Source organism: uncultured Thiothrix sp., from assembly GCF_937873765.1.
Lineage (GTDB): Bacteria > Pseudomonadota > Gammaproteobacteria > Thiotrichales > Thiotrichaceae > Thiolinea.
In genome coordinates this window covers 1-14047 of sequence record NZ_CALMZC010000023.1, presented here as the reverse complement: position 1 = coordinate 14047, position 14047 = coordinate 1, and the positions used below count along the sequence as shown (strand labels likewise).

The following is a 14047-nucleotide window of genomic DNA, read 5'->3' as shown; positions in this document are numbered from 1 at the left end:
CCTGAACAACGTTTGATTACTTTAAAATGCTTTTACTCAAACACTTGGGTGAATCGCTTTAAATACCCTATAAATCATTTTTTCAGTCAAACTCTCCGTCCAAATGACACTGCCCTTAGGTTGCATTCTTTAGAGGGCTTTAAGCTTTTTTAAACTGACGCCCTAAGCATTATTTAAAAATAAAATTCTATTTTTTCAAACACTTAGGTGAATCACCATAGACACCCTTAAAATTATTTTCCCCTACAGCGCCCCAGCCTAGATTCGTAAATTGATTACCTGGATTAGTTTGCTGAGAGTTATTCGCTACATTAAAAGGATCTGTATCAGCCATAATACTGACGCCATTTACACAACCTTTTTCATTCACGAATGAAAAGACTAATAACTCTTCATTAGCTGTCCATTCATAATTTTGCGAACTATTACCTTGCGCACCGATATAAGAAAAAGAAATATAATCGTGCTTAGAATCTTCTTTAGGAGCATCCACTCGTGAGGCTTCAATCCAATCAGCACCCTCAACACCCGCTACCACTTTAGCAGGCTTAAATTGAGCCTCATGCGGGACTTTGAGAGTTAGCTGCCCTGTTAGGCTGATATTAGGTTTGGGCGTTGCTGAAGGCCTCATCCAAACCTCATAGCTGTTACCATCATCAGACAAGGCGACCTTATATTCTAGGACAGGTTCGGCGAATACAGAATTCGCAGCTAGACTGAGGCCTAAACCTAATAATAAACCTAAATAAGAAGTCTTGTTTTGAATGTGCATGAAGGAAATTCCTAAAGTTATTATTCTTCTTAACAGATGATTGTACCGATAAGCTACAATCAACTGTTTATTTTACGGATAGACGGATTATAGAGTGGTAAGTCATGTAGACAACCAACTGCATTATTTAGCTAAACCACCTACCACTATATAATTACTGTTATGACCCGTATTACTTGGGAATAAAAACAAGTTTCCTAACAATACATTAGCATCATTGCTCGGCCCCATGAATAGAGTGGCACCATCCATATTTAGGTCGCTATCCAAATAACCCAACAAGCGATAACTACTATTAAGATTAATATTGCTAGGTGTTTTGAGTATCACATTGAGAATTTCACGCGCATCACTGCCAATGCCCGTAGCGATTAAGAGCTCGTCGTTATTGGCATCACCCGCCCAGAGTAAAGCTAAATTAGTAGCTTCTAGACGTGCATGTATACCCGCAACTTTGGTAGCCGTTTGGCTGAAGTCGATCATCACTGATTGGCTCCCAAAGGATACTGCAGTCGCAGTTCTAACTCCCAAGTGATTACGATGGCGCACACTTACTAAGTAACTGCCTGTTGCTACAGGGAAGTTGAGTACCGCAGATCCAGTGAGCGCGTCAATCACATCACCATCTCGTTGTACCAATGCTGCTTTACTCGCGACGATAGTCTTTGGATTGGCGGCATCGCGTAGTTCAATCAATACCCAATCTACCACGGCCTCTTTACCAGTCACTGTTGCTAAGTCTAAATTCAACTGCTCAGTACCCAAGTAGTTAAAGGGACTTGCTTGATACGGCTGGCTAATGGGCAATATACCTGTAGTTCTTAAGCTATCCTGCATTAAGCCGCTGGAGGCAATATAAGGGCCTTGCAGTAAGACTTTAGTTTGCAGATAAACTCCATCATTGAGTTTATCGTCGGTGACGGCAATTTTTAAGCTACTCACGCTACTCAGCCCCTGATCATCCATAACACGCAGATCAATATCATAGATATTGTCATTGCTCGCATCCACAGGCTGCTCAAAGTCGGGCGTTGCTATAAAGCTCAGCTCACCCGTTTGAGGATTCAGTTTAAAGCGCGCCCGATCGACCCCGCCAGAAAGTGCATAGCTAATACCCGCTCCTTCTGCATCACCTGCATCTGGATCGAAGGATTCAAGATCTAACGCAACGCCCGTCTTACCCTCTAAAAACTCAGTTTGGGTTTCATTGATAATTTCAGGTGCTTCATTAATATCATTGACCCCTACAGTAACTGGACGCTCATAAGCTTGCCCATTAACGGTCGCAGTAATCGTTAGATTATAGGTATTATCCCCACCATTATCGGTTGGAGCCTCGTAATCGCCGGGTTTTATCAAGGGTAAAGCTTTGATCAGAGCACTTGAGCGAGCACCCATGACATTAGGCTTATAGAAGACAATAAGTTGGCAATCTAGTGTTGCACCTGGCTCAGGGCCTTGGACAATAAATTGATTACTATCTGCACCACCACTAATAACATAGGTAATCGGATTGCCATTGTCATCCGTTGACTCAAGATAGGTGATGACTGGTGCGTTTTCATTCACCGTTATATCCGCGCCTGTACCATTAATTAAATCGGTACAAATAGAGACTGAACCGTTCTTCACTCCAGAAAACTCAGACGTACTCCCCAAACTGGTAGGGCTAGTTTTCTCCGTGAGAGTCACCGCAATATTTGCATTCGCAGGTACTGTTTGGTTGGCATTCAGTGATCCTTTAAAGTTCAGTAGCCCACCACCTGCATGATTAATATCGACATAACCTAGGTAAATCTCACCTTCCCCATGACTTGAACTATCCACTGCAGTATTGCGGAAAAACTCTAGACGGTAACCATGCGTATTAGTCGGTACATCCAGATCAAAATCATAGGCAACAACTTTGGTACCATTTGAGCTGATCGATGAGCCTGCCTCTACGACTGGATAGTTCAAGAGCTTATTCGACCCTGTGTCCACATCTAGATCATCATTAGCAGTCACCCCGTCCACACCTAGGTCGATTCCTAAACCACCGTTATCATGAATACTATTTTGGCTATAAGTATTACCAAGACCACTCCCAATGTGGGCGATGCCTGCCCAAGCATTATGTGCAATCGTATTAGTTACTATACGGTTATTGAGAGCTTCATTGGTGAGACTGACACCATATTGGCTATTATTAAGAATAGTAACGCGCTCAAGCACTGCATTATCAGTATCATCCAGCAATACTCCACTCCCTGCAGCATGGCTAACTGTAATATCCCGCACGGCTGAACTGGTTGCACTGGCGAGTAAGTTCAAGCCATTACTAATACTGTTGTTTAAGACAATCGTGCCACTCCCAATATTAGCGATTTGGGTACGTCCATCAATCGCCGTATGCATACGCTCTAAACTTAGCGCACCACTGGTTAAAGTGATTATAGCTTGACCTGCCGTCAACTGAGTCGCTGGGATCATGAAGATACTGGTTTCAGTACCGGCTGGATATTCAGCCGCTAAAGAAGCCGGTAAGACTTGAGCCAAACCATCGGTAGCGAGCTGTTTATTATTTAATAAGAACTGCCGTAATGAGCCTTGTCCGCTGTCATTAGTGTTGACTACGGTACTAAAGTTGAAACCAAAATCAACTCCTTTCAAATCCCCACCTGACAGGTTAACTAGCTGTACTGATTGTGCAGGCTTACCAGTCAAACCACCCCCACTAAACAGGAAGGTCGTAGTATTTAAGGTTGCTGTACCTAAATTCACTCCTGCATCGGCTAACATCGGTTTATTGCCACCAATCTGGTTAGCTGTCGCGACTAAACCATCTGTCCGATACGTTAACACGGGTATTTCAGAGCCATTAGAACCTAGGCGGCTGGACTTAACCGTTGCATCCACTACGCGCACATAATAAGGAGCATCCGGCAGGTTGGGTAAGCTATACTTGCCATCAGTCGTACTCACTACACTGGCTACATAGTTACCGGCTTGATCATAGACCTCAATGCTTGCCCCTGTGATCCCGACTGTACCAAGAGTACCAAAGGGTCGTCCTGTTCCACCGCCGTAATTTGGATCTTCAAATACCCTGCCTTGGATAGAACTACCACAAATAGCCGTACCTTCTACCAACTCCTCTAACTGAGTCGTCGTTAACTGGAACCCTGCTGTCACTGAGACATAGCGACGTGGAGTCACTTGCGATCCTTGTGGATCATGTGCATTAGCTTCAATATCTCCAGTATAAGTGCCACCCACTGACGCAATCGCAGCCGATGCAGCAATATCCGATGGATCTGCATTAAAGCTAGCCACTGAAAATAATACCCCCTCGGCTTTCATTTGGTTATATATAGTGAAAGCCGAGCCATCATCAGGCTCTGCACCTGAACCGGGTGGATCAATCAACATAGAAATATCGTTAGGAACAAGATCTAAATAACGCGTTGCATCTGTCATTAACACAATCTGCAATGGTGAAGCTGTATTCCGTGACGTTTCTTTAAGTGGGCTAAGAATATAACTCGAAGTAGTACTGGCTTGCCCATCTAAGGCATAGCGCATTTGTTGCAGAGCACCCGCCAAGTGATCTGCAGTCCAAGTTGGATTATAAGATCCCCCCCAACCGAACTGTCTGACTGGTGCGAGCATAGCGGTACTTGAGAAATCACGCTCGATATACACATATTGTCCTCCACTCACTAAAGAGTCAGAAGGTCCCCCAAAATGAGCCACTGCTATCCGATTCTTTGGATTGCTCACCAATACCTGACTACCCACAGCTTGAATCGTTTGGGCAAAATCAGCATATTCTGGCTCAACAATCGACCCCGAATTATCCACAATGAATAAAATATCTGAGCCACCGGTTGCTGCACAACTACCCGAGCCAACAGGAGGCGGGCCATCAATCACGGCCACTGTCGGGCTGAATTCTGACGTACCCATTGCTGCCAAAGTAGCTGTTGCTGTCAAATAGTCTCCACTAACCACACTAGCGGGTACTGGAATTGAGAATTGGAAAGCCTTCATCCCTGTATTATTGTTGCCATCTGCTGCAGGTATTGCACAACTACCTGTATCCGCATCTACAACAGTCCCCTCCACAAAGCTGCCTAGGTAACTCTGCCCCTCACCATAATCAAATAGGTGTCCAAAACGATTCGCACCCACCGCTGCTGTACCACCTTGGCTGACATCCGCTTCAAATAACTCAACTACTGATCCAGCGGGTGCGCAGCCACGCACAATCAAATTTCCATTTGTAAATACAAGCTGTTGCAACAGAGGGAAATTAAGTTTGCCGTTGGGACCAACATCCACATCACCTGCATCATTGGTGGTGACCGCATCATCACTTAGATCAATACCTAAACCAGTGTTGTTATAAATACTATTTTGGTTAACAGTAACAATCCCTGTCCCCGTATGGGCAATCGCTGCCTTCATATTATTAGCAATAATATTCCCAAGATTAGCACCACCAATTGTCACAGGACTCGAAGCATTATTATTAACCGCAATCCCACTCCATGCATTGCTCGCTGGTGTGATCCCATTCGGGGCAACACCGATCCGGTTGCGGGTAATACTGACAGGCACATCAACATCGCTGTTAAAACCAATCCCAGCACTACCTGCATTACCGATGGTATTATTGTTAATTACAATTGGAGTGTTCGCTGTACCAGCCGCATTTCTCAATGAAATGCCTACATGAGCACTACCAGAACCTGCAACACTTATCCCAGCGCTATTGAAACCGATAGTATTGTTTTGGAAAGTCGAACCATCCATCAAAATGACAGCCGGTTGTCCTCCTGCCCCACCACTAGCAAATAGGTTATTTTCTGCCAAAGCATTGCCAGCTTGGAATTGGAGTAGATATTCCCCCCCAGCAACAACGTTTTGTCCATTCGCAGTTAAACCAATCGTATTATTACGTACAGTAGTACCTGAACTTTGACTAAAAATGCCAAACCTTGTGACTGCTAGCTTATTATCTATAACCGTCATATTGCTACCAGGCGGCCATAAAGCAACTACATGGTCATTCAGCGGTAGTTTGCTAACGCCATCAGCAGCTAGACCAATATAATTATTGCGAATGATCGTTGCGTTACCTTCTGACTCTACGCCATCATCATCGGCACTACCGATAATATTACGGTCTGCTGGGTCACTCCCCCCCACTGTTACATTATCTGCAAAAATGCCTACTGCATCAGTATAGAATCTTACTGGATAGGCTTGCCCACTCGGCGTTGCACCAATGTTATTACAAGCAATGACGGAGTCATGTGCAGGTGTCTGTGATTCAAAGACAGTTCTCTTACGCAAATAAATACCAAAGGTGAACTGGTTGCCACTGTTGCTACCAATCGCAAAACCGCGTACACCATTATAGGGGCCAGCTAAGGTGATGGCCGTACCTGTTAAATTGCTTACATTACTGCCATCTAACTCGACTACCAGTCTGCGTCCTACCACTGGGTTACATTGAGAACCGGCTTGTGTTGATGCATCGAGAACCGTTTCCGCACCCGTAGTTTCTGGCAAGCCATTCAGGAGTGGAATGCGCCAAAATTCATCACCATTGTTAGCAACCCCATCAGAATTGATATAGCGTGGATCGGTAAGCGGCAACATAAAAATAGATCGTTCCTTACCAGCCGCTAGCCCCACTTGAGCTAAACTCGCCTCTCCCCCTAATAAATTAGCATTGAGAATAAATTGGCGAAGTGAACCTTGGCCACTATCATTGGTATTCACAACCGTGTCAAAGTTGAAGCCAAAGTCTACGCCACTGAGAGCACCTGCAACAGTGACTGGAGTCACTGATTGTGCCTGCTTACCATTCAGTGCTCCACCGCTAAAGACAAAGGTCGTGGTATTTAAGGTAGCCGTACCGTCATGTGCTTCAGCATCAGTCGCATCAGGCTTACGGCCACCGACTTCATTGGTGATGGCTACGGTGCCGTTGGTACGGAAAGTCTGTACACCCAGCTCACTACCATTAGAACCAGAGCGACTAGAATTGACGCTGGCATTGACCACACGCACAAAATAGTTACCTGCTGGCACAGCACTAAAACTGTAAGCGCCATTTGCAGCAGTGGTAGTGTTGCTAACAAAGTTGCCAGTTGAATTGTACAGTTCTACTTGTGTACCACTAATACCTGCTGTGCCTGTGACACTTGCGTTACGCCCTGCACCACCGCCGTAATTTACGTCCTCGAAGACTTTTCCCGAGATAACATAGTTTGCAGTACAAACACCACCAATAATATAACGGGCAGGTACTACTATGTCTTGCCGAGCAGTAGTGGTTAGGTTCCATAACCAATAGAGTTTCTGTTCAGGGTACTGTGTTTCACCATTACTACCCGCAACCCGGTTAATGATCTTGACAGCTAAGATTTTGTACAAATCTTTTTGCGCCACAGTCAGGGAATTATTGTCAGTAATATTGTTGTTAACACTGGTGATATTTTCATTGTAATCAGAGTAATACCACGTCATGTACTTTAACAAAGCATCTAGGTTATCTTGCATGGTGTTGGGGTTGGACACACTGATAATAGGGAAAACAATATCAGGATCATGCAAGGCAGAATATAGACGTGCCAACTGGCTGCGTTGGATAGCGCTTAAGCCTCTCCTGTCAATTGGATTGACTTGAAAACTGTCATTAGCTTGTGGGGAGAAGTCTGCAACCTCCAAGCAATAACCTGACACCTGTTTGCCATTAAATAGGAAGTTATACGCATAGAAAGGAGAGGGCGCAACATAGGCTACACCTGTCGCTCCATTGTCCAAACAACCTTGTGGGATAGTATTCACCAAACCAATATCATATCCACCCAGCGTTTGTCCGCTATTAGGGCTTACTAGATTAATTTGCCAATAGCTGCCATTAACAACTGCATCAGAATCTTGGTTCGGATCTCCCCCCATATTCTTAGCTGTTAACCCCCAGTCTGATAAGGGGAAATCATTATCCGGTTTCAGCATGCGCACTTGATAGCTAATATTGGGCATTAAACCACTAGTAGTATCGAAAGCATAAGTCCCCGTTGCAGTAGTCGTAGTGGTGGCAACAATAGTATTGGTCGCTGGGTTGAATAACTCCAGTTTAGCCCCTTCCACACCTGCCCCTACGCCATCGTTCTGGATGCCATCATTATTGCTGTCAAACCAGACTTTACCCGATAGATTGGTATTAGCAGCGCAACTGGCTTCAGCCGCGTATGAAGACGGGATAATAATATCCTGACGGGTAGTGGTGGTCATGTTCCATAACCAGAACATATTCTGCTCAGGGTACTGCACCTGACCATTCGTCCCTGCAACCCTATCAGCAATTAACGGTAGAAGATCCCTGATCAGCGTAAGTTGCTCTGCCGTATAGTCACCGTTACTTTCAAAGAAAGTGCTAATGATAGTCGTCATGTTTTCGTTGTAATGGAGGTAGTACCATGACATATAGGACATGACATGATCCAGTAGCATCTGTTGGTTAAAGGCTTGTGATCCTCCGGGGGGAGAAACACGAGCGATACTGAACAGCACATCAGGATCTTGGATGGCAGAATACAAACGGCGTAACTTGGATTTTTGTGCAGTACTAAACCCAAGACGGTCGGAACTATAGACCTGATAACTATCATTCAGTTGGGGCGATGGTTCAGAAGGTTCGGCACAAAAACCAGTCACCTGTTTTCCTGCAAAAACGAAATCATAAGCATGTGCATGGCCATTACTGAGGGTGTCATTGGCTATTCCAGTGCTCCCTACATCAATACAGCCTTGCGCACTATTAGTTACAAAGCCAAACCCATAGCCAGTGGCGCTATTGCCACTATTAGGACTAGTGAAACTGATGATCCAGTAATTGCCATTTAAAATAGCATCTGAATCAAGGTTATCATCACCCCCTAAATTTGCAGTGGTTAGACTCCATTCACTGAACGGTTTTTGGGTATCCAGACGGCGAATACGTAATTGGTAAGTGGTAGAAGGCAGGAAACCCGCTGCGCTGCTAAATTGGTAATTGCCATTAGCATCCGTAGTCGTAGTGGTTACGATAGTGCTAGTGGCTGGGTTATACAGTTCAACTTTAGCTCCGCCAATATAAGCAGTTGTACCATCGTTTTGGATGCCATCATTGTTGCTGTCAAACCAAACCTTACCAGATAGGCTGCTTTGGCCAGAAGGATTAGTAATCGTTAAGGCATAATCCTCCACTTCCCCATTCACCGCTGCTGTGATTGCATCAAGGCTTATAGTGGTTGACCAGCGGAAACGGGCATAGGTTGGAGTTGTTACTGCATTAGCAGGTACAGCCACACTAAAAGCAATTGTGCCCAAGACATTATTAGTATCACCCACTAAATTATCTTGAATATTGGTAGCAACTTGTTCGCCACTGTCGGCAAAGTCACCATCGCCATTCCAGTCAATCCAGCCTTGGAGGTAACCGCCAGCCCCTACCACTGTGGTAGTGATGGTGGTGGTTTGACCTTGGGTCAGGGCGGGCAGAGTAATACCATCCTCATCATCTGTGCCGGTGGTGTCGTCGAGGTTTGCACCAATACTAGGTTGTGCGGCAGTTTCACCATCAGGCGCAGTTGCCCCCAAACGGATGCCTGAGACAATAGTGTGGGACGGAGTACCATAGCTAGCGGGCGCATCACCATAATCAGTAAGGATGGCTCCTACTTTGAAACCGAAATCCACCGCATGGTAATGGTTGCCATAACCTAGCATGGAGACGTTGGCAACCGCATGATTACCCACAGCGCCTGCATCTGAGTCAAGCTCAGGGTCTGTCCCTTGTGCAACGGTACTCAGAGTCATGCTACCAAGAGATGCCTGTTTGCTTGCACCGCCCACATTACGGATTACAACCTGATACTGGGTGTTAGGTGTTAGTGATAGTAGGCCATATTTGTGACTAGTAGTGCTGGCTCGCCCACCCTGAATATCGGCAGCATTGAAACCGCCATTGGCTCCGGTCGTATCATTAGGCGCATTGTTGCCAGTAGCTGGATAACCGCGCATGTCACTGGAGAAGACATAATAACCGTTGGCATCGGTAACAGTAGTGGCCAATGGAGTGGCAGAAGCCAGATTTGCACCGTTCGCGAACAGTTCAACTTTAACACCTGCTACAGGGAGCTCACCCGCATCCTGTACTCCATCACTATCACTGTCCTGCCAAACGCGGTTACCGATTTCGAGGGAGGGTGTATCGCACAGGACTTCAAGATCACCAATCGCAGCATTTTTGCCGTTGACTGGACGATTGTCAGGGTAGTCAAACGCACCTGTTCCCTTATAAAAACTGTAAGCACGGTTACGTTGCCCAGCGGTTGCAGGGTTGCCAAGGCCGGTATCCACCCAAGACACACCGACACTATAAAACTCGAAGGGTTCAGAAACAGTATAAGCCATTTCCATGAAGCCCGGAATTTGGGCAGCACCACCGTAACTAGCAGAGCGCAAGGCTGGCCCATTATCAGCCGGATATTCTTGATAGAAGAAGGTGCCAGAACCAGGTCCAGTACCATAACCTGCATCCTTGCCAGGCGTGGTTACCCCTCCACAGCTCGCATTATTTTCTTTTTCCCAACGATAAGCTGCTTTATCTTGAATACAAGCACGACGAATCACACTATAGGCTGACCCTTTACCGTCATCAGCCGTCGTATCAGTAGAGGATGATAAATTATTACGGAAGGTCAATATCATCTGCCCCGCAGGGTCAAATACTAGATCTGTGATAAGCGAGAAAGAAATACCATAGCTATCTTCACTAGAACTTGCATAAACAAGGCTGGGTGTTGTTGAGAAAGTTTTACTCTGTAGATCAAAGCGGAATACTGAATGCTCAGACACTTCCCACGGAAGCCCATATTCTGCACCGCATTCAGTCGCGACATAAAGTCCCTCTTCATACTCCCCTAAACCAAAGGCTCGCTTAGTGCCATTAACCCGACAATTGGCGGCAAACGGAATGCTATAACTACTGATCAAACCAGCATCAGCAGCCGTCAATGGGGCAGAACGCACTGGTAGGATGTATAACTTATTATTCGCCATATTCACGACAAATAAGGATTTACCATCTGCTGAGACATCTAAATCACCAAAAGCTGTCTTACCCACAGCCGCAGCGATCTGCCCGTTTTGATTATCACGCGTCGCATTACCAGAAGCTACATAAGAGCCATCTGGAGCACTGCTACCATCCGCAATTTGTACATAACCCGGATTAGTGCTTGAGAAAATACCCGTCAAATAGGGGTCACTACCGACTGTAGGTGGTGTAGCTGGAAAAATCTGATTCAAGTTAGCGTAGAGGCTACTGACCGGACTACTCGGATTACTCAAGTCAACCCGATAGATACCACCGGTACCACCTGAGCCAAACCCTGTCCATGCTTTCATATAGGCAGAAGCAAAGAGACTATGCGAACTAGGATGCCAGCCCAGACCAAATACACTCCCCACTTGATTCGCTAACGCTAAATCTTTAAACGCAGTATCGGTTTCTAGCGGATGGTTGTAGCCAAGCGGCAGGGTGTTAGGAACACCTGCAGTACCACTGTTATAGGGGAAAGCAAAGATATTGGCCACATCGTTATTGCCTGCAAATGGTGCATTGGCGGTCTGTTGACCGTAAGCAAAACGGTTGACTGCCAAATCAGGATTATTCTGGCAATAACTCATCTCTTGTTGTAAGGCAAAGTAAGTATTGACCGCAGTAGGGCTAACGACTTGCGTTAAGACCTGCTGACCTGAACCTGATTGGGTCGCTACGGTATAGCCACTAGGTATTGTCGTCAGTTGCAAAATACAGTTGTAATTGCCAGCAACAGCTCCTGGGGTTGCTAGATAATACTGTCCATTCACATCACTGGTTACTGGACCGAAGCTAAGCTTACCGGCTGCACCGACGCATTCTGCCTTGATTTGTGCATTCGCAATACCCTTATCAAAGGCGAGGCCAATATTCATATTATTGGCGAAATTAATCATCGCCGATTGACTATCGAGCTGCCCATTCAAGTTGTAATCAAGGAAGACTTTACCCGTGATACCATTGGCCGCCTGATCAAAACCAACATCTTTAGTTACCATGCTATTCTGTGGAACGCTTATATTTGGTATTGGATTGACGGTACCCAGTGTCGCCCCCGGAGGAAGATCAGCATCAGTGCCATCAACCGTTATTCGGTAGCTCAGATTATGATCTAGATTAGCAAACTGGTAGGTACCATTAATTGCTGTTTGGGTACTTGCAACTAGTACACCTGCCATCGTATGTAAAGAGACAGTGATATTACCAAGACCGTAGTCTATGCCCAGATTAAAGCTGTCATTTGTATTATTATCCAAGTACACCGTACCAAGGATCTTGCTAGGCATCATCAAATCAAAACCAAAATGCTGATGATCTAGCAAAGTATTCGCGGCCACAGTGCGGTTAGTTAGTGGATTAGCGGTACCAATCACCGTGTGAGCTGGCAAGTCACTGTCAGTTGTATCAACTTCAAGGCGATAGCTACGGCTCGTATTGACTTCAGTGAAATCATATTCGCCGTTCACATAGGTACTCTTGGTGTTAACTAATCGGTCATCACTATAGTCACCCGTAGTACCATTCTCGTCATACAAGCGTACAGTGATTGCACTAAGGCCGTTCTCTACACCCTCATCATAGTTATTATCCTGATTACTATCGAGGTACACTCGCCCCTTGATACTGCCAGTTGCACAGGCAGCCTCTGTCAGTACCACATCATCAATGATTAACTCATTAGCCACTTTGCCATCGGTACGCCCACCTACCGTACACCAAACATTGTTCCCAAACACACTATTAGGGTCACAATATTTATTATTATCATTCTCTACATGGCCATAGTTAATAAAACTAATGACTGAGCTAGTACTGGTTGCGGTAAATTCAACCGCATAACTTTGCACACCCTCCGCACTACCGGGAGCTTTAAAATGCAGCGAACCACCCGGCATATCCAAGCGCATAATACCAGATTCATAAGTTCCAGCCGGATCTTCCGGCTTTGCCTTGAAGTAGAGGCGGTAAGTCTTGCCTGCTATAGTTGAGAAGCTGCGTGAAAACTTGACTGGCTCTGGCCCCCAATCAGCTTTGCTGCCATATTCATTCACGGTTGTTCCGGGGCTAATGATGTCATCCATATCATCACGCAGAGCAATTGCATCAATCACCGTGAGCAGCTTGCCATTAGCATCAAAACTAAAGCCCGTACCAATCGATGGACTAATCTGCCGAACACCACCATTCCCAAAATAGATACTACGATCTGTGGCAGAACTAGCGGTGATATGCGCATAGGTATCATTACCACCACCGGACCGATCCCAATCACGGACAGCCTGACTACCTGGACGATTCAAACCCCAAAACAGACCCGGGGTTAGATCATTAAAATTATCTTGAAAGACCACTACTTCACAAGCAGCAGGCGTTGCCCCATTCACAATGGCTAAAGAGGGGCTATTGGGTGGAATATCCATTGCAATTGCAATCGGATAATCCTCTACCTCACCATCATTGGCACTACCCGTAGGCGTACTAACTAAAACACTAGCATCGGTACTCAAACGCAGCCGCAGCGCAACTGTACCTAATTGAATATCAAGGGGAATACTTCCCCAATTAAGCGTAGCGGTAGCATTACTAGCACCACTAGGGACATCAACAACAGCAGCTTCATCCGCTTCAAAAGTCCCACTTTTATCAAAATCGATCCAGCCGTGAAGTTTGCCTGCTGTCCCTGTTAGATTGGTTACTTTAAAATTGACGCTATAGCTGCTGTCGGTCAATTGCAAGACAGGGAATAATGGAATATAGACACCCGATGCAGCCTGTTGAGGTGCACCATCATCATAATTATCTGCACGTGCATTGAAGCTGTATTTACTGGCTGTCTCAGCATCAGGTGGGTTATCACCTAAGTAAATACTGCTGAGAATCTTATGGCTGACCTCGCCATAACTAGCAGGGGCATCGCCATAGTCATAGGTCTCACAGATCGGTGTGATACCATCGGTGTTAAACGCCTGCAAGTCGACATCCGTACCGCCAAACTGCCCAGCATAATAGGTGTATTGCAAGCTACTCACATTTTCCCACGCTACCCGAACCATTAGTTGCTTGGGAAGGGTATTGGCATCGTAGTTATTGGTCGCGGCTGCTTTAACTGCCAGTGTCGTAGGGGGGGT

General features: G+C 45.7%; 2 protein-coding genes. Both read right to left on the bottom strand.

All coding sequences use genetic code 11. The annotated features are described in order from the left end of the window. Positions 1 to 187 precede the first annotated feature (187 nt). Positions 188 to 772 carry a cadherin gene (locus Q0307_RS07590; protein ID WP_298658940.1) on the bottom strand — a complete coding sequence of 195 codons (585 nt, stop codon included), beginning with the start codon at positions 770 to 772 and terminating at the stop codon, positions 188 to 190. A 123-nt stretch (positions 773 to 895) separates the two neighbouring features. Then, positions 896 to 13972, bottom strand: a complete 13077-nt coding sequence (locus Q0307_RS07585; protein WP_298658937.1) for an SdrD B-like domain-containing protein — start codon at positions 13970 to 13972, stop codon at positions 896 to 898. Positions 13973 to 14047 lie beyond the last annotated feature (75 nt).

What these genes read in the sequence shown, in the direction of transcription:
- Q0307_RS07590 (WP_298658940.1), bottom strand. Translation starts at nt 772, where the DNA reads ATGCACATTCAAAACAAGACTTCTTATTTAGGTTTATTATTAGGTTTA.
- Q0307_RS07585 (WP_298658937.1), bottom strand. Translation starts at nt 13,972, where the DNA reads ATGGTTCGGGTAGCGTGGGAAAATGTGAGTAGCTTGCAATACACCTAT.